The organism is Ruegeria sp. AF3 (assembly GCF_056536285.1).
Map to the genome: position 1 here is coordinate 256686 of NZ_JBQFJM010000002.1, position 18882 is coordinate 275567.

At 57.7% G+C, this 18882-nt stretch carries 17 protein-coding genes; 14 read left to right on the forward strand and 3 right to left on the reverse strand.

From position 1 onward, the window contains the following. Positions 1–3: 3 nt before the first annotated feature. Together ACR3FC_RS17795 and ACR3FC_RS17800 are read right to left on the reverse strand one after the other, a co-directional pair. Positions 4–1371 (reverse strand): cbb3-type cytochrome c oxidase subunit I, encoded by a 1368-nt coding sequence (locus ACR3FC_RS17795; protein ID WP_480477361.1) that lies wholly within the window; start codon positions 1369–1371, stop codon positions 4–6. 16 nt (positions 1372–1387) lie between these two features. Beyond that, positions 1388–1837: a c-type cytochrome gene (locus ACR3FC_RS17800; protein WP_209597154.1), complete on the reverse strand. Its 450-nt coding sequence runs from the start codon at positions 1835–1837 to the stop codon at positions 1388–1390. A gap of 266 nt (positions 1838–2103) precedes the next feature. On the opposite strand from ACR3FC_RS17800, the gene ACR3FC_RS17805 reads away from it, so the two are divergent. Beyond that, positions 2104–3210, forward strand: coding sequence for a Hint domain-containing protein (locus ACR3FC_RS17805; RefSeq protein ID WP_480477363.1), 1107 nt, complete (start codon positions 2104–2106; stop codon positions 3208–3210). 27 nt (positions 3211–3237) lie between these two features. Here the strand turns inward: ACR3FC_RS17805 and ACR3FC_RS17810 are convergent, their stop codons facing one another. Then, on the reverse strand, positions 3238–4434 hold the full coding sequence (locus ACR3FC_RS17810) for an NnrS family protein (RefSeq protein ID WP_480477365.1): 1197 nt from the start codon (positions 4432–4434) through the stop codon (positions 3238–3240). Positions 4435–4676: 242 nt separating this feature from the next. Between ACR3FC_RS17810 and ACR3FC_RS17815 the strand changes: the two genes are divergently transcribed. From ACR3FC_RS17815 to ACR3FC_RS17875, 13 genes are all read left to right on the forward strand, one after another. Further along, positions 4677–6353, forward strand: coding sequence for a cytochrome D1 domain-containing protein (locus tag ACR3FC_RS17815; RefSeq protein ID WP_480477367.1), 1677 nt, complete (start codon positions 4677–4679; stop codon positions 6351–6353). 124 nt (positions 6354–6477) lie between these two features. Continuing rightward, the gene (locus tag ACR3FC_RS17820) at positions 6478–8265 is read left to right on the forward strand and encodes a NapC/NirT family cytochrome c (RefSeq protein ID WP_480477369.1); all 1788 of its coding nucleotides are present in this window, start codon (positions 6478–6480) and stop codon (positions 8263–8265) included. Between the two features lie 54 nt (positions 8266–8319). Next, on the forward strand, positions 8320–8721 hold the full coding sequence (locus tag ACR3FC_RS17825; RefSeq protein WP_480477371.1) for a cupredoxin domain-containing protein: 402 nt from the start codon (positions 8320–8322) through the stop codon (positions 8719–8721). A gap of 200 nt (positions 8722–8921) precedes the next feature. Then, positions 8922–9683: a uroporphyrinogen-III C-methyltransferase gene (cobA, locus tag ACR3FC_RS17830; RefSeq protein ID WP_480477373.1), complete on the forward strand. Its 762-nt coding sequence runs from the start codon at positions 8922–8924 to the stop codon at positions 9681–9683. A gap of 46 nt (positions 9684–9729) precedes the next feature. Next, positions 9730–10059 carry a c-type cytochrome gene (locus ACR3FC_RS17835; protein ID WP_480477375.1) on the forward strand — a complete coding sequence of 110 codons (330 nt, stop codon included), beginning with the start codon at positions 9730–9732 and terminating at the stop codon, positions 10057–10059. Beyond that, on the forward strand, positions 10056–11201 hold the full coding sequence (locus ACR3FC_RS17840; protein ID WP_480477377.1) for a cytochrome D1 domain-containing protein: 1146 nt from the start codon (positions 10056–10058) through the stop codon (positions 11199–11201). Before ACR3FC_RS17835 ends, ACR3FC_RS17840 begins: the two co-directional genes overlap by 4 nt. A gap of 3 nt (positions 11202–11204) precedes the next feature. Next, positions 11205–12194, forward strand: coding sequence for a siroheme decarboxylase subunit beta (ahbB, locus tag ACR3FC_RS17845; RefSeq protein WP_480477379.1), 990 nt, complete (start codon positions 11205–11207; stop codon positions 12192–12194). Then, the gene (locus ACR3FC_RS17850) at positions 12191–12640 is read left to right on the forward strand and encodes an Lrp/AsnC family transcriptional regulator (protein WP_480477381.1); all 450 of its coding nucleotides are present in this window, start codon (positions 12191–12193) and stop codon (positions 12638–12640) included. The genes ahbB (ACR3FC_RS17845) and ACR3FC_RS17850 overlap by 4 nt, the downstream gene beginning before the upstream one ends. Then, positions 12637–13119: a siroheme decarboxylase subunit beta gene (ahbB, locus tag ACR3FC_RS17855; RefSeq protein WP_480477383.1), complete on the forward strand. Its 483-nt coding sequence runs from the start codon at positions 12637–12639 to the stop codon at positions 13117–13119. Before ACR3FC_RS17850 ends, ahbB (ACR3FC_RS17855) begins: the two co-directional genes overlap by 4 nt. Before the next feature lie 4 nt (positions 13120–13123). Further along, on the forward strand, positions 13124–14338 hold the full coding sequence (gene nirJ, locus ACR3FC_RS17860) for a heme d1 biosynthesis radical SAM protein NirJ (RefSeq protein ID WP_480477385.1): 1215 nt from the start codon (positions 13124–13126) through the stop codon (positions 14336–14338). 76 nt (positions 14339–14414) lie between these two features. Next, positions 14415–15938 (forward strand): cytochrome D1 domain-containing protein, encoded by a 1524-nt coding sequence (locus ACR3FC_RS17865; protein ID WP_480477387.1) that lies wholly within the window; start codon positions 14415–14417, stop codon positions 15936–15938. Then, positions 15895–16158, forward strand: coding sequence for a hypothetical protein (locus tag ACR3FC_RS17870; RefSeq protein ID WP_209507042.1), 264 nt, complete (start codon positions 15895–15897; stop codon positions 16156–16158). Before ACR3FC_RS17865 ends, ACR3FC_RS17870 begins: the two co-directional genes overlap by 44 nt. Before the next feature lie 546 nt (positions 16159–16704). Beyond that, positions 16705–18882, forward strand: a complete 2178-nt coding sequence (locus ACR3FC_RS17875; protein ID WP_480477389.1) for a 4Fe-4S binding protein — start codon at positions 16705–16707, stop codon at positions 18880–18882.

Sequence of the window (18882 nt, forward strand, 5' to 3'; positions counted from 1 at the left end):
CCATTACTCCGCGGGGGTTTCAGCGGCGCCGGGTTCAATAACTTCTTTCCGGGGAACCCAGATCGAATAGATGAACAGCAGCGCACCAAGGACCACGACGATACCGGAACCCAGACGCATCCAGTAGAAGATTGCGATCTGGTCTTGTACGTCCATGAAGTAATCTCCGACCACACGTTGCATGTGCGTCTGCACGGTTCCGCCGAAGGTCAGCACGAAGGTCATAAAGACCATACCGCTGGTCATCAGCCAGAACGATCCCATGTTCAGCACCTGATTGTAAGGATCACGGTTCTTGAGGATCGGCATCGCATAGCTGAAGATCGCCAGGTTGAGGCAGACATAGGCACCGTAGAAGGCCAGGTGACCGTGGGCCGCAGTGATCTGTGTGCCGTGGGTATAATAGTTCACCCCGTGCAGCGTATGCAGGAAGCCCCAGACGCCGGCACCAAAGAAGGCAAGCGTTGCACATCCCAGAGACCATAGCAGAGCGGCCTTGTTGGGATGGTCACGACGGCCCTTCCAGACCATGACGAAGGCAAAGGCCATCATTGCGAAGAACGGGATCACCTCGAGGCTTGAGAAGATCGACCCAATCCACTGCCAGTAACCGGGGGTACCGATCCAATAGTAGTGGTGACCTGTTCCAAGAATGCCCGAGAACAGCGCGGCGGCGACAATGACATAGAGCCATTTTTCAACCACCTCACGGTCCACACCAGTCAGCTTCAGCATCAGGTAGGCCAGAATTGAGGCCATGATCAGTTCCCACACACCTTCGACCCACAGGTGGACAACATACCACCAGTATTGCTTGTCCAGGGACAGGTTGCCCGGGTTGTAGAAGGCAAACAGGAACAGCAGCGCCAGACCCCACAGGCCCAACAACAGGATATTGGTGATTGCAGTCTTCTTGCCCTTCAGAACGGTCATCGACACGTTGTAAAGGAACATCAGCGCGGCGACGACGATACCGGCCTTGACCCATTTGGGTTGCTCAAGGAACTCGCGCCCTTCTTTGCCCAGCAGCCAGTTGCCTTCGAACAGGTTGAAGACATAGGTCAGAACCACGCCCAACGTACCGACCACAAGGATGATCAGCTGCAGATACGCCAACTTGGGCGAATGGATTTCACGCTCGGCTTCTTCCGGAATAAGGAAGTAGGCTGCACCGAAGAAGCCCAGTATCAACCAGACGATCAGCGCGTTGGTGTGCAGCATCCGCACGATGTTGAACGGCAGAAGCTCGCTCAGGAAGTTCGGGAATACATAGATGAAGCCGGCCAGCAGGCCGCCGATCACCTGTATCGCGAACAGTGCCATGGCTACCGCAAAGTAGGCATAGGCGATTTTTTGGGATTCGTATTTCATTGCTCCATTCCCCTTCTCAGCCAGCCTCGTTGGGCGGCCAGTCCTGAGCGTCGATATTGTCCGTCCAGATCAGGAAGTTGGTCAGATCCCGGATCTCTTCGTCGCTGAGGTTGAATTGCGGCATCTGCCGACGACCGGGAATGCCGGTGGGTTGTGCCTCCATCCAGCCCTTGAGAGATTCAAAGGCCGATTCCGGGTCGTCCAACACGCCCCAACGTGTCATCACATTGCCGACCTCAGGGGCAAAGTACGCCCCTTCGCCAAGGATCGTGTGGCAGTTGATACAGGCGTGTTTTTCCCAAACATGTTTACCCCGAACCACACTTTCGTCGAGCTTCGCGGCATTTTCAGAATTGACGATATACAGGTGTGAATGGGCTGATAGAGCCAGAAAGATGAGGATGAAGAACAGTGACCCGCCATAGAAAATATTGCGAGCCATGCTCTTTGTCATGACTTCTCGCATCGCGCTCTCCTTTGCGCAGATTAGCTAGTGCAGGCAACATGACGTGCAGGTCACAGGGCTGCCTTAACGAAAGTCAAGACTTCTAAAGTATCCTCAGGAACGAGATCAGACATCCGCAAACAGCGAAAATAACGAAATGACCTTGGGATTGCCTTTAAATCTGAGGCAATTGTGAACACTTTCGCGTCGACTTTTTGACATGAAGGACGTATTCAACCACCTGAGAAAAAGGTGAAAAATTCCGTTTCAAAGATTGATGGGTGAAAATGGCGAACTATTCCTATATCGGTTATACCCCTGGTGTAATCACGGTGAATACGATTGGGCCGGACACGGTTACGTTGGATGTCAATTTTGATCCCGACACGGATCGTCGTTTGTTTAGTGTGACTGACGCAGCCGGTGGTTTTATTCAAAACGGAGGTGGAGCACCTGTTGTCGATACAGGGGATGTTTTCAACGGTGACCGCTTTGACGACGAAGACGGCGATGACCTGACGCAGACCGGTACTATCACCACCCTCGATGGTTCGACCACCTTTTTAAGCGGCCCAATATACTTAGAAGAATCGTACGTGCTGTCCAAACCAGGCGGAGGCACAATTACTGTATATCGCGTCGAAGTTGACGGCATATTGGGCGGCTATATTACCTCTGAACCTCTTGTGCCCGGCACGACCTACTCGATGAACATCGTGAATGTCACGCCGACCAATGCCCCCGACACAACTGACCCTGCTGCCATCATTGACGTGCCGTGCTTTGCTGCTGGAACACTTATCATGACGCCAGAAGGTCCGATACCCATCGAGGATCTGAAGGTGGGTGACATGGTCGTCACTGCCGACAATGGACCGCAACACATACGTTGGATCGGAACGCGAAACCTATCGCATGAAGAGCTGGTGAAAAAACCCAAGCTGCTACCAATCCTCATCAAGGCCGGGGCCTTGGGGAGTGACTTGCCAAAACGCGACCTGCTTGTTTCGCCACAGCACCGCATACTGGTTCGATCCCGAATCGCCGTCAGAATGTTCGACGCAGAGGAAATCCTGGTCCCCGCTCGTATTCTTGTCGCCAGCCCTGGTATCAGCGTTGCAGATGACACCGTGTCAGTCACATATCTCCATCTTTTGTTCGACCGCCATGAAATCATCTACGCAGAAGGTGCCCCGTCAGAAAGCCTTTTTGTCGGCGCACAGGCTCTGTCCAGCGTTCCCCCAGAAGCAAGGGCGGAAATCTTCGACCTGTTTCCGGAACTAGAGACCCCAATGTACGTTCCTCAAGCTGTGCGGCACATACCTGAAAACGGAAGACGCGCTCGTGCGCTCGTGTCCCGCCATGTAAAGAACGAACGCCCCTTGATATTCTGAATAGTAATACGCGGTTAAGGTTCCGTGTCAGCCGTGCTTCGCTGCGCGCGGGCCTGTCAGCGCGGGCCACATGGCAAACAGGTACAACCCGATTGCGGCAATCCATAACCCGTCAGCCGTCAGCATGGCCGTCATATATCCACCTGCCAGCCCGGACCCCAACCAGCGGACCAAAGCCGCCGCCGCCATCAGCCCGTATCCGACCGCCATTGGCGACGGTGCAACAAGGGGCCGGCCGCTGTGGCCAAGGGCGGCGCGGCTCATGACGGCAAGGGTCATGCCACCAACGCACCCGATCCCCAAAATGTGAAGCGCGCCGATCTCATTACCATATCCGATGACGGCAGACCCCCACAGCAACAACCCAAGGGCCAGCATCATCAGGCCCAGGTGCAAAGCAATCAGGATCGGCTGCCGCAGCGCCCAACCCGCTCTCCACCGTGCCATGCGCATCAGTTGGGCGCCGCCCAGCAGCAACGCGCAGATACCCGCCAAGGAAACACTGCCCAAGGTCAGCACCAACAACGGCAGCATAAGGGCAAGCGCCATCACGGCCTTTTCCAGCACCGCGTTTGAAACCGGCCACAAGGCTTCGGGCACACCGTCGCGTTTCATTGCATTGCGCGTAAAGGCCGGTGTGATACGCCCCCCCAGTATCGCTATCATTGAACACAAGGTCAGTAGCCCTGCACGAACTCCGGTATTCAGCGTGTCTGTGGTGAGTCCAATCCATTCCAGATGAACCATCAGGTTGGCCAACCATACCAAACTCAGAAGATACAGAAATATCATGTTCTGTGGCTTGGGCCTGCGTACCAGCTGGCTGGCAATTTTCAGGACAAGAATTGGAACAAAGCTCAGATCGATAATTGCGACGGTAGTCGGAGAGAGCGACCCTGATAACCACACAGCCAGCCGCCCCGCCATCCAGATCAGCGCTACGACTGTGACAAAACGCGCCCGCACTTCGGGCGTCCCGGTCCAGTTCGGAACTGCCGTCAGAAAGAACCCACCCAGCGCTGCTGTTGCATAGCCAAAAATCATCTCATGGGCATGCCACATGACCGGGGGCATTCCATAACTTTGCTCGTCATAAGGTAAAAGCCCATCCAGTGAGGCCAGCCAAATACCCCAGGCGACACCAGCAAATACGCCATAAAGACCGGCGGAAAGGAAAAATACCCGAAATCCTTCGCTGAAAATGCGCGATATTGCAGATGACATGCCTGCTCTCCATGGCCCATCTCGTCATTCAACAAGCAGTACCGTCCGACGGGATTGAGGCACTTAACCGAAATCAAGACGTAAAAACATGTGCGAAAAAAACAGGTTTTATTGCTGAAATCTGCACCTGGTTTTTGTCCAAAGAGCGAAGTTAGCGCCGCGCCCGTTGACTTTGGTCAAGGATGACAATCCCGTGATGGATCAGTCTCCGCATTGCCTCACCACGCAAATGGAGAGTGATCATGTCACTTGGAATCAGCTACAACAAGACCGGCCGCGCTTTTGGGGTCGGATTGGCAATGTTGTTGGGCAGCGTCGCTGCTCCAGCTTTTGCCGACGAGCCAACACTTAGCGACGAAGCCTTTGAAGCTTCGAAACAACTGTACTTTGAACAATGTGCAGGCTGCCACGGGGTTTTGCGCAAAGGCGCTACCGGTAAAAACCTGGAACCGCATTGGAAGAAGACCGCAGCCGACGGCACCGTAACCGAAGGCGGCACCCTGAAACTGGGTCAGGAACGCCTTGAGAAAATCATCGCCTGGGGAACTGAAGGCGGGATGAACAACTTCTCGGACATCATGTCTGAGCAGGAAATCAAGGATATGGCGACATACATCATGATGGAGGCCCCAAAGCCGCCTGAAATGTCGCTGGAACAGATGAAGGCAACCCGCAAGGTCTACGTCGAAGAAGCGGACTATCCGACCGAACCGCTGCACGGCCGCAACTGGGAAAACTTCTTTGTCGTCATCGAACGTGACGTCGGCAAGGTTGCAGTCATTGACGGCGACACGAAAGAAGTGCTGACGCATATTCCGACCGGCTATGCCGTGCACGTCCTGAAGGCTTCGGAGCATCACAACATCACCGAACCCGAAACGCCGGGCCGTTTCTGGTATACAATGGGCCGTGACGGCAAGATGACCAAGATTGACCTCTGGCAAACGCCGGACAAGATGCTGGTTTCGGAAGTCAAGATCGCCTATGACGCGCGCGATGTCGCCGTGTCCGGTGACGGCAAATACGTCATCGGCGGTGGGTACTGGCCGCCTCACTTTGCGATCGTTGACGCGCAGACCATGGAGCCGGTCAAAGTCGTATCGACCCGTGGCACCAACGTAGATGGCGAGTATGTGGAAGAAGCCCGTGTGGCCGCTATCTACACCACGCCGAACGAACCCACCTGGATCGTTGCCGTGAAAGAGCTGGGGCAGCTCTGGCAGGTTGACTACACAGACCTCGACAACTTGCGGATCGACAAGATCAACTCGGCCAAGTTCCTGCATGACGGGTTCTTCGACCCGACAGGCCGGTACTTCCAAATCGCGGCTAACGCATCGAACAAGATGGTCGTTGTCGATACTGAAACGCACAAGCTTGAGGCGATGATCGACACCGCTGCTCTGCCGCACCCCGGTCCGGGCGCCAACTGGATTGACCCGAATTGCGGACCTGTGGCGGGTACAACCCACCTGGGTGTCGGTACCGTGACAGTCTGGGGCAACGACCCAGAAGGTCACCCGGATCAGGCCTGGAAAACCTGTTACGAGGTGGAAACCGACGGCCCCGGCCTGTTTGTCCGCACCCACCCGAACTCGGATTACATCTGGGCTGATCAGACCAAACACCCCGAGCCGGAAATTCAGCAATCGGTTCAGGTCATCTCGAAAGAGACCGGCGAGATCGTGAAAACCATCCAGATCACCGAAGACGAAGGCAGTGCCGCTGTTCACTTCGAATTCAACGCCGATGGTACCGAGGTCTGGGTTTCCAAGTGGAACCTGTCGGACTCGAAGGAACCCAACGGTCAGATAGTGATCTTCGACGCCAAGACATTGGAAGAGATCGGTCGGATTGACGGACTTTACGCCCCGACCGGCAAATTCAATGTCTACAACCGGTCGAACCACGTCACCTGACGGGTTCGCAACCTAAACCGGAAAGGGCGGGCCCCTCGCCCGCCCTTTCCTCGTTTGACAGATCCGCCAAACTCACCGGCCTGCCACCTAAGGCCAGACAAGACAGCCAAAACGGAGCCCGGATATGACTTCCGAACCGGATAAGAAAAAACCGATCTGGCGCCGGTATTTCCTGTGGGGAATGCCCGTGGCCGGTATTGCTGCGGCTTTCGCCGCCGGCATCATCTTCTGGGGTGGGTTCAACACCGCCATGGAAGCCACGAATACCAAGGAATTCTGTGTCTCGTGCCACGAGATGCGAGATTTTGTTTATGCGGAATACCAGGGCACGATCCACGACGTGAACCGGTCAGGCGTTGGTGCGGTCTGCTCGGACTGTCACGTGCCCAAGGACTGGACCCACAAAATCATCCGCAAAATAAAAGCCTCGAAAGAGCTTTATGGAAAGATGGTCGGCACCATCAACACCCGCGAGAAATTCGAAGCCAAGCGCATTCATCTTGCCATGAATGAGTGGGAGAGGATGAAATCGACGGACTCGCGTGAATGTCGAAACTGCCATGACTTTGAATCGATGATGCCCGAATTCCAGCGTCCCCGTGCGCGTCAGCAGCACCTGAACGCAATGGAAACCGGTCAGACCTGTATCGACTGCCACAAGGGCATTGCCCACTCGAACATCCGAGATCGCGCAACCGACGAGTATCTGGAGGAGCTTGAGGCGCCAAATCCGGCTTTCATCCGACAAATACCGCCAGAATACCTTGCCAGTCTTGAGCGGATCGAAGCCAAGGAAGCTGCCGAGGCCGAAGCTGAGAAAGCTGCAAAGAAAGCCCAGCAGGAGGCCGTTCAGGCCCAGATTGCAGCAGCAGTTGACGCGGCTGTCGCGGAAGAGCGGGCAACGGCTGCAACCGATGGTTCGACAACACCTGCCGGCAGTGAAAGCGGCGATGTCGGTGGCAACATCGACTGGAATGCGGTGGCCAGTGCGGACCTGAAACTGTTCTATCCGGGCCAGGCGTCATTTGAATGGGTGCAGAACGGAAAAACCCATGGCGGGGCCCGTCCGCTGACCAAAGGTGGCGATCAATGTTCGACCTGTCATGCCAAGGAATTGGATGCGATTGGTAACAAGATCGTTGCCGGTGGCGAGCTGGAACCCACTCCGATCCCCGGCAAACGCGGTGTGATCGACGCAACCGTTCAGGCGGCACATGATGGCGAAAACCTGTACATCCGTCTGCAATGGCCGGATTCAGGGCACAACCCTGCTCCGTTTGTTGATGGCGGCAAAATGGACCCCAAAAACCAAATCAAGGTCGCAATGATGATCACCGGAACCGGCATCGAGCTGGGCGATCAGGTCGGGTGCTGGGCGTCGTGCCACGCCGACAACACCTACATGCCCTTTGCGCCTGAGGCGGATGCAATTGCCGCAAACGGGGATGTTTCCGGTCGCCTGACCGCTCAGGACACCGTGACCAAGTACCTCAGCGAAAGCCGCACCGAGATCGAAATCAAAGGCAGGGGCGGCAAGGCTTTGGGCGGTTGGGACAAGTTGCAGGCCGCAGAACAGATCGAACAGTATCTGGCTGATGGCACCTATCTTGACCTGATGCGTGTCTACGCGGACGGCAGCGCCACAAATGGCTATCTGCTGGAACAGCGTGTAGTCAATGATGGTGAGATCGCGGCCTCGGCAAACCTGTCAGGTGGCGTGTGGACTGTTGTCTTCACACGTCCGCTGAACTCGGGCGCGCCGGGCGACATTCCACTGGAGGCTGGCCGGACCTATACCGTCGGTTTTGCCATTCATGACGATTTCGCCAACGCAAGGTTCCATCACGTGACGCTGAACACCAGCCTTGCGCTGGATGATGACAGCGCGCTTATCAACGTGGTCAAGCAATAACAGTTTGGGGCCGGTTCACCCGGCCCCAAACACCTTGGAAAGGAGACATGGACCATGAAACCCCACCGCCTTCTTCCCGCGCTGCTGCTCCTTGCCGCGCCAGCCTGGTCAGATGAAACCGCCGAAATCTGTGCTGAAGCCGAAGAGCGTTATGTCGAGCTGTTCGGACACCCCTCGGCCTCGGTCGAGGACGCCAAGGTGGTTTTGATGTACAACTACAATTTCTGCCCGGTCGAACTGACCGTAAAGGCAGGTACAACTGTCCGATGGGTGAACGTCGACAAGCGCACCAGCCACAGTGTGTTGCTGAAAGACGGTAGCGAACCCGAAAGCGACCGGCTGTTCCCGGAAGAAACGGTTGAAATAACCTTCCTGACACCGGGCCCTCAGGATTATCTCTGCGGGCCCCATTGGGAGACACAGAACATGATCGGGATGATCACTGTCGAGCCCTGATCTGAGCTATTCCTACAGACTGAAAACGGAGCGCGGGCGCAAATCCCGCGCTCCTTAACTTATGTCAAGGAGGTTGGTTTTCGATTGCGCCAATCTGCCCTCATGACACGCCCGGCCTACCCAGCAACGTCCCGCAAAAGCATTGGACTCGCGCAGGAAACCCCGGGTTTCGAAGACATTCAGACCCAGCGAGTTTGAACATGAGCGGTAAGGTTTTTCTGATAGGTGCAGGCCCCGGCGACCCTGAACTAATGACGCTGCGTGCCCTGCGAATGCTGCAGGAAGCAGATGTGGTGGTCTATGACAGACTGGTGTCTGCCGACATCCTGAATCTGCACGCCGAAGGCGCGCGGCTGATCCCTGTTGGGAAAGCGCCCAAATGCCACACCGTCCCACAGGACCGGATCAACGAAATCCTTCTGGAAGAGGCCAGCGCAGGTCACACGGTCGCCCGTCTGAAAGGTGGCGATCCGATGATCTTTGGCCGCGGCTCGGAAGAAGCCGCTTATCTGATGGCCCATGGCGTGGCGGTCGAATACGCACCGGGGATAACGGCGGCGCAGGGCGCGTCCTGCTCGACCGGCGTGCCGCTGACCCATCGCGGTCTGGCCACCTCGGTTCAATATGTCACCGGACACCGGCAGGCAGACAAAGTGCTGGATCTGGACTGGAAACGCCTGGCCGACCCGGACACGACCTTGGTGGTCTATATGGGTGTGGCCAACATCGGCCAGATCGCCATGGGGCTGATGACCGAAAACCTGCCGGGATCGACGCCGGTTCTGGCCATCGGAAATGCAACGACACCTAATGAAAGCCGCCTGGTTTCACGGCTGGACCAATTGGCCAACGACGTGCGCACCTCCGGGCTGAAGGCGCCAACGCTTTTCATCATCGGCAAGGTTGTTTCACTTTATGCCGAACAGCCCGTGGCGGACATTCTGGAACGGGCCCATGGCTAAGCTGGGGTGCAGAAAACATGTGCCGTGCCCCGCGCCGAACAGAAATGTGCCTGGCCGCACGGGGTGGGTCGCCCGAACCTTTCTGACAACTGCGGTTCTGGCTGCAACGTCCGCATTTGCTGCCGATGTTATTGATCCCAACGCACTGAAAAGACTTGTGCATCAGGATTGCGGTTCGTGCCATGGGCTGTCGCTGAAAGGCGGCCTGGGGCCCGATCTGCGCTCGAAAACACTGGAGCATTATGACGCGGAGGTTTTGACCGGCGTCATCCTTGACGGCATCCCCGATACGGCGATGCCCCCGTGGCGGCCTCTGATCAGCGAAGAAGAGGCCGAATGGATTGCCCGATACCTGCTGGAACAGGAGGCACGATGAAATACCTTATCCTCAGCCTTGCGGCGACATTGATGATGACCGCGGCCCAGGCCGAGCCGATGGCGACAGGAGACCTTGGGCTGGTGATCGAACGTGCCAGCGGATCGGTCCTGTTGGTGGACCAGTCCGACCGTGCCGCTCTGGCCCGGATAGAAGGATTGGGCGACCTGTCCCACGCCTCGTTGGTCTATTCACCGGATGAACGTTTTGCCTTTGTCTTTGGCCGCGACGGTGGATTGACCAAGGTTGACATTGTCACCCGCCAGATCGTGAACCGCGTTGTGCAGTCCGGAAACGCCATTGGCGGCGCGATCTCGGACGATGGTACGCTTGTGGCGGTATCGAATTACGAACCCGGCGGTGTGCGCGTGTTTGATGCGCAAACGCTGGAGATGGTGGCTGACATTCCCACTGGCAGCAAAACGATTGGTTTGGTCGACGCGCCGGGCCGCCGCTTCGTTTTCACCATGTGGGACACGGGCGAAACATGGATCGCGGATTTTGCACGGGGGGCGCCCGAGATCACCAGGATCACCGATATCGGCAAGAACCCCTATGACGCGCTAATCACTGCCAATGGCCGCACCTATATCGCCGGCCTGTTTGGCGAGGATGGCCTGACCGCGCTTGACCTGTGGTCCGACAACCCGGAACCGATCCGCGTTCTGCCCGGCTATGGCCGTGGTCAGGAGGAAATGCCGGTCTACAAGATGCCCCATCTGGAAGGTTGGGCGCTGACAGGGTCCGAATTCGTCTTGCCCGCCGTTGGCCACCATGAGGTTTTGTGGGTAGACGCCGCCACTCTGACCGAGACCGGACGCACACAAACCCACGGACAGCCGGTCTTTGCCATGGCCCGCCCGGACGGGCGACAGGTCTGGGTTAACTTTGCCCACCCGCTGAACGATACCATTCAGGTCATCGATACTGTCAGCAAACAAATTATTCACGAATTCAAGCCCGGCCCGGCCGTTTTGCACATGGAGTTCACACCACGCGGGCACGAAGTCTGGATCAGTGTGCGCGATGCGAACAAGGTCATGGTTTATGACACGCGTAGTTTCGAAAAACTGCGTGAGATCGAGGCCGAAAGCCCGTCAGGCATCTTCTTTACCGCGCGTGCGCACAAAACGGGTCTGTAAGTCATGCAACACATTACAGACCCGATCGACCGCCGCTTGCTGGATGAATTTCAGCGCGATTTCCCGGTAATCGAACGCCCGTTTCAGGTTCTTGGAAACGCAGTTGGGCTTGACGAAAGCGAAGTCATCCACCGCCTGACCAGAATGCGCACCACGGGCCGTATCACGCGGGTTGGCGCAACCATTACACCCGGCGTGGTGACGGCCAGTACTCTGGCGGCAGTCTCCGTCCCGGAGGAGCGGCTGGAGGAGGTCGCCGCCCTGATCGACGCCGAACCGGGTGTAAACCACAATTATCAGCGCGAGGACGCCTGGAACCTCTGGTTCGTCGCAACCGGCCCTGATCGGGCACATGTGAATGATACCCTCACACGGATCAGCCGGGTCACCGGGCTGCGTGTTCTGGATTTGCGGCTGGTGCGCCCTTTCAACGTTGATCTCGGGTTCCGCATGATCGGCGGGGTCAAAACCGTGCCCACAGCACGTCAGGTGGATGCGTCTGCGATGCGCGAGGGTGATCGGTGTCTGCTGCAGACGCTGAGCTCGGGTTTGTCTCTGGTCGCCGAACCTTATGCAGATTTGGCACATTCACTGAACCGGGACGTTGATGATGTGATGGCGCGAGTCATCGCGTTGCATACTGCCGGTATCATTTCGCGGCTGGGCGTCATCGTACGTCACCGGGCTCTTGGCTGGTCGGCCAATGCGATGGTTGTCTGGGACTTGCCAGCAGAGCAGATCGACATCGCCGGCCCCGCTTTGGCGGCTTTCCCCGGAGTGACCTTGTGTTACGAGCGCAACCCGGTGCCCGATGTGTGGCCATATCGCCTGTATTCCATGATCCACGCGCGGTCCCGCAGCGAAGCTTTGGACGTACTGGCCCGTGCGACGACCCTGTCCGAACTGACAGGTGCACGGAACAAGGTTCTGTTCTCTACCCGCTGTTTCAAGCAGACCGGTGCCCTGATTCAAACCAAAGAGGTCGCCGCATGACGCTGGACCAAACTGACCGTGCGATCCTGAACCGTATGCAGGACGATCTGCCACTGGTTTCACATCCTTACGCAACAGTCGCCAAAGAACTTGACCTGTCCGAGGCCGAATTGCTGGCGCGCCTGACGCGCATGAAAGAGACACGCGTCATCACACGTTTTGGGCCGTTCTTCGATGCCGCTGCAATGGGCGGTGCCTTCTGCCTCTGCGCGATGGCCGTTCCAGCCGGAGAATTTGAAGCCGTCGTGACCAAAGTCAATGCACATCCCGAGGTTGCCCATAATTATGAACGCACGCACCGGCTGAACATGTGGTTCGTACTGGCCACTGAAACGCCCGAAGGCATCAGGGCCACAGCCGATGCAATCGAACGGGAAACGGGGATCGAGGTTCTTTGTTTCCCCAAACTTCAGGAATTCTACATCGGCTTTCGGGTGGCGGCATGATCGACGCAACAGACAGACTGATTATCCAAGCGCTACAGGGCGGATTGCCTCTGGTTTCTGCCCCATATGCTCAGGTTGCTGATGATCTGGGGATGCAGGAAGCCGATCTGCTTGAGAGGCTGTCAGCCCTCAAAGCGCGCGGCGTAATCCGCCGCATCGCGGCCGCCCCCAACCACTACAAGCTGGGCATGACCTCAAACGGTATGACTGTCTGGGATGTCGAAGATGACCGCATCGCCGAATTGGGCGCCCAGATCGGTGCTCTACCCTTTGTCACCCATTGCTATGAACGCCCGCGCGCCCTGCCCGACTGGCCCTACAATCTGTTTGCCATGGTTCACGGATCGGATCGGGATGAAGTCGAGGAAAAACGCGCCCAGATCACTATGATCCTGGGTGATGCCTGCCGGGCCAAGGATATCCTCTATTCCACGCGCATCCTGAAAAAGACCGGGCTGCGCCTGAAAAAGAAAGGCTGAGACGATGTTCCGCCTGACCGAATACATGCACCAGCTGGTCAAACCGACCCCGGTGCGAAAACGTCGCCCCGGTCCTGTGAAACCGGTTGTAATCTGGAACCTGACGCGGCGCTGCAATCTGAAGTGTCGTCATTGCTACACCGTCTCGGCGGATGTTGCGTTCCCGGGCGAGCTCAGCCACGAGCAAGCCATGGTAACCCTTGAGGATCTGGGCCAGTTTCGCGTCCCGGCCCTGATCCTCTCGGGTGGAGAACCACTGGACAGGTTCGATTTCTTCGACATTGCCAAACGTGCGCGCGACATTGTGCCGATGCTGGCGCTGTCGACCAACGGGACACGCATTCATGATGAAACAGCCGACATGATTGCCGACGTTGGTTTCAACTACGTTGGCATCTCGTTGGATGGGATCGGGGCCACGAATGACTGGTTCCGCGGTGTTGAAGGGGCTTTTGCCGACGCCCTGCGCGGTGTGCGCGAATGCAAGAGGCGCGGCATCAAGGTTGGCTTGCGGTTCTGCCTGACCGAAGGCACGCAGCATCACCTGCCGGACCTGCTTCAGCTATGCGATGACGAGGGCGTCGACAAGTTTTACCTGTCGCACCTGGTTTATGCCGGGCGTGGTGACAAGAACCGCGGTGAAGATGCCGAGCATCAGCGCACCCGCAAGGGAATGGATCTGCTGTTGGAGCGCGCGTGGGAGGCTGCCTCGGGCGGTCGCCCGCTGGATATCGTGACTGGCAACAATGACGCAGATGCGGGGTATTTCCTGAACTGGATTCGCACGCATTTCGACGCTGACAAGGCTGCGCATGTCCGCGAGCATCTGGCCGCTTGGGGAGGAAATTCCAGCGGTTTGGGTGTGGCCAATATCGATAATCTGGGCCGGGTCCATCCTGACACCTACTGGTCTGATTACACAGTCGGCAACGTTAAGACGACATCGTTTTCCGAACTTTGGACCAGCGACGATCCGATGCTGGCCATGCTGCGCACGCGTCCGCGCCCCCTCAAGGGGCGCTGTGGAGCCTGTGAGCTAAAGGATGTCTGCGGTGGCAACACCCGCATCCGGGCCCTGCAACTGACCGGTGATCCCTGGGCCGAAGATCCGGCCTGTTACCTGACAAACGAAGAAATCGGTGTTGACGACGCAGGTGAGCGCCTGCGGGTCACGCCGTTCCGGGGGAAAAGCCATGATCCGGCGCATCAGTTCTTTTGATCCTGTCTGCTCTGAGCCTTCGACATGGGCGCCAGAGACACGTAACGGAGCCTCCGGCGGGAGTATTTTTGAAAAGATGAAGGTCGTATTGATGTGTTCTGTACTGGGCGCCGGTGGTGCCTGGGCGGATGCACCAACGGACTATGCCGAGCATTGTGCGTCCTGCCACGGTGAAAACCGCCTGGGCGGTGTGGGCCCGGCACTGATCCCAGAGACGCTGCAGCGCATGCGTGGGCCGCGTATCGCGGCGGTGATTGCGGAAGGGCGCGCGGCGACGCAAATGCCTGCTTTCTCGCACGAACTCGATGCTTTGCAGATTGAAGAGCTGGCCGGCTGGTTGAAATCACCGCTGGAAACCGACCCCGAATGGGGCGAGGCCCATATCATGGACAGCCGCACGCTGGATGACGGTTATTTCCCGGTTGATGCGCCAGTGTGGTCAAGTGACCCGATGAACATCACCCTGGTGGTCGAAACCGGGGATCATCATGTCAGCGTGCTGGATGGTGACACGTTTGAGGTTTTGGACCGGTTCGAGACACCCTTCGCGGTTCACGGCGGGCCGAAGTTCAGCCCGGATGGGCGTTACGTTTTCATCATGTCCCGGGATGGCTGGGTTCAGAAATACGACATCTGGGCCCTGCAACAGGTGGGGCGCGTACGGGCGGGGCTTAACAGCCGAAACATCGCAATGTCCGGTGACGGCAAGTGGCTGGCCGTTGCGAATTATCTGCCAAACAGTCTGACCCTGCTGTCGACCGAAGACCTGTCGGTGGCAAAAGTCATTGCGATCAAAGGAAAAGCGGGGAAATCCAGCCGCGTATCCGCAGTGTATCAGGCCCCCCCGCGCGAGAGCTTTGTTCTGGCGCTCAAGGATGTTCCCGAGATCTGGGAGGTCTTCTACGGAGCCAACCCGCCGCAATCCGGGCTGGGTCACGACTTTCGCATCGAAGGGCAGTTCAAGAACCCCGATCCTTTCCCGGTGCGCAAGATCACAACGCCCGACTATCTGGACGATTTCTTTTTCGATCAAAGCTATGAATACGTCATGGGTGCCGCGCGCGATGGCAAGGGCGGACAGGTGATCGACCTTGTTATTGGGCACAAGGTGGCCGATCTGGACTTGCCGGGGATGCCGCATCTGGGCTCGGGGATTACGTGGAAACATGGCGATACGACCGTTATGGCCACACCGCATCTCACCGACGGCACGGTGTCGGTGATCGACATGGAGACTTGGGAAACCGTCAAGCGGATCAAGACCGAAGGGCCGGGCTTCTTCATGCGGAGCCACGAAAATTCGCCTTACGTCTGGGCCGATGTCTTCTTTGGCCCCAACAAGGATGCCATGCATGTGATCGACAAGCAAAGCCTTGAAATCGTAAGAACTTTGCGCCCTGCCCCGGGCAAGACCGTGGCACATGTCGAGTTCACAAAGGATGGCCGCCACGCGCTTGTATCAATCTGGGAAGATGACGGCGCGGTGATCGTTTATGATGCGCAGACGCTGGAAGAAGTGCGCCGCCTGCCGATGCGAAAACCGTCTGGGAAGTACAATGTCTGGAACAAAATCACCTTCTCGGAAGGCACCAGCCACTGAAGGCAAATGGCCGGTCTGGAAACTGGCCATTCTGCTTTATCCAGCCACCATGTTGACCGTGGCCATCAACCTGTTTCTGGCCGGGCTGATCCTGCATAGTGCCGGTTTCGGCGTGATTGGACCGGTTCCGGCAATCCTTTGGTCAATACCTTTAGGCATACCCGCGTCCTGGTTGGCGGGGCGATGGGTGCGTGGGTTGATGGACGAAGCGGACGGCTGACGGGAAATTCCAAAGGCCTGACGAAAGTCAAGTATCGGACAGGGAAAACCGCCTACGACTCGGGAAAGAATACCGAGTTGGATTCTCCATGCCTGCCTTTAACTCCTTCCACACCCTCCCTGTTCGCGCATCACGCGCGGCGTGTGGACTGGCAGGCATTTTCCTTCTGTTGTTGCAAATGCTTGGCCCGGTTCTGGCGAGTCCCGGTGAGAGCATGTGGGTGGAGATCTGCTCGGAGGCGGGCGCGGTCTGGGTTCAAGTTGACCTTGAAGAAGAAGGCGACAACGATCCAACCGCGCCCTGCCCGAAATGCGCGGACTGTGCGCTTTGTGCGGTGACGGTGTCAGCACCGATGCCGGGCGCTTTGCTGCCCGCAAGCGTCGGAAATGTTCAAAATGTACGCTTTGAACATGGGGGGCAGTGCATTTTGTACAGCCCCAAACACCTGTGGCCCGAAACCCGGGGACCCCCGTTCACGACCCAAGAAGAATCTGAACGCGCCCCGCGCGCGTCCATGGCGTCCACCCAATTGATCGGAGGTGCGCCGTGGTCATAAGTCGCGCAATCCATTTCCTTCTGGCCCTCGTTCTGTCCTTCGGTGTTGCAATCAGTGCGCGCGCCGACAGTCTTGCCAGCTTTCTTCCTGACATCGATCCGGCTGACCTGGCCCCGGGTGCCGACGCGTTTGGCCCGGTACGCAGCGACGTGAAGGTTGCCCCGGTCCTTCGGGGTGCCGAGACCATCGCGTGGGCTTTTCTGACTTCGGACTTTGTCGGCACGACCGGATATTCCGGCAAACCCATTCACGTGGTTGCCGCCATCGACGCGGATGCTGTTCTGACCGGTGTTCAGCTGGTCAAGCATTCCGAACCCATCGTGCTGATCGGCATTCCCAATTCCCGGATGGTTGAACTGACCGAAGGCTATGCGGGCCTTGACCTGAAACGAGAGGCCGAGACCGGGGGTGAGGGGCATGACCTAGACATTATCTCGGGTGCGACCGTGACGATCATGGTGATCGATGACAGCCTTGTGCGCGGAGGGATCAAAGTGGCCCGCGCGCTGGGGTTGGGCGGATTGTCTCCGGTACAGGCTGGCGGGCCGCAGCGCGAAGTTGATATGGCGCAGGATGCGGTTTACGACTGGACCACATTGTCTGGAGACGGCTCGGTCCGGCGGATGACACTGGATGTCGGGCAGGTCAATGCCGCCTTTGAAGCCACCGGGGATCAGCGCGCGATCAAGCGCCCCGAACCGGGCGAGCCGGATGACACCTTCATCGACATGCACATGGCGCTTGTTTCGGTGCCATCGATCGGCAAGTCGCTGCTGGGTGAGGCTGAATACCAGAACCTGACCAACTGGCTGGACGAGGGCGAACAGGCCATTCTGGTACTGGGGCGCGGGGCCTATAGTTTCAAGGGATCGGGCTATGTCCGGGGTGGGATCTTTGACCGGATTCAGCTGATCCAGGGCGACAGCTCGGTGCGGTTCTTCGACAAGCAGCAGCGCCGTCTGGGTGAGGTTGCCGCGCCAGATGCCCCCAGCTTTACCGAACTGGATATCTTCAAGATCCCCGCTGATGCCGAGTTTGACCCGGCCGAGCCGTTCCGCCTGCAATTGCTGGTGCAGCGTGCCGTCGGGGCGGTTGAAAAGACCTTTCTGACCTTCGATCTGGGATACAAGCTGCCGGAACAGTACCTGTTGCCAGTCACCACCCCATCGGTTGTGGATGATGCAACCGGCGAAGCGGCCGCCAAGGCGGCCCTGTGGCAGCGCATCTGGAAGGATCGCACCGTCGAGATCGCCGGGCTTGGTGTCATGCTGCTGGTGCTGACGGCCACGTTCTTCTTCCAGTTCCACGCCACGATGAATGCGCGCGTCTTTTACTGGTTCCGCATCGGGTACCTGACGATGACCCTGTTCTTCATCGGCTGGTATGCCAATGCACAGCTGAGCGTGGTGAACCTGATGGCGCTGGCGGGCAGTTTGCGCACGGGGTTCTCGTGGGACGCGTTCCTGCTGGATCCGCTGGTCTTTATCCAGTGGTTTGCCGTGGCCGCCGCCCTGTTGTTCTGGGGTCGCGGAGCCTATTGCGGCTGGCTGTGCCCGTTTGGCGCGCTTCAGGAGCTGACCAATAAGATCGCACGGGCGTTTAAAGTGCCGCAATGGACTTTGCCCTGGGGTCTGAACGAGCGGCTCTGGCCTGCGAAATACATGATCTTTTTGGGTCTTTTTGGTCTGAGTTTCGTGTCGATCCCGCTGGCCGAGCAATATGCCGAGATCGAGCCGTTCAAGACCGCGATCATTCTGAAATTCATGCGCGACTGGCCGTTTGTGGTCTTTGCGCTGGTCCTGCTGGGGATCGGGCTGTTCATCGAACGGTTCTATTGCCGCTATCTTTGCCCGCTGGGCGGAGCGCTGGCGATCCCTGCCCGTATCCGCATGTTCGACTGGCTGCGCCGCTACAACGATTGTGGCACGCCCTGTCAGACCTGCGCCAATGAATGCCCCGTTCAGGCGATCCACCCCACCGGTGAGATCAATCCGAACGAGTGCGTCACCTGCCTGCATTGTCAGGTGCTCTATCAGTCCGAGGACAAATGTCCCGTCGTTATCCGCCAACTGAAACGGCGGGCCAAGACCGGGTCGGTCACACCTAAGACCCCCCTCGGGCAACCACCGGCGAACCATCCAAACGCCAAACCGAAAACCGTTTCCTAA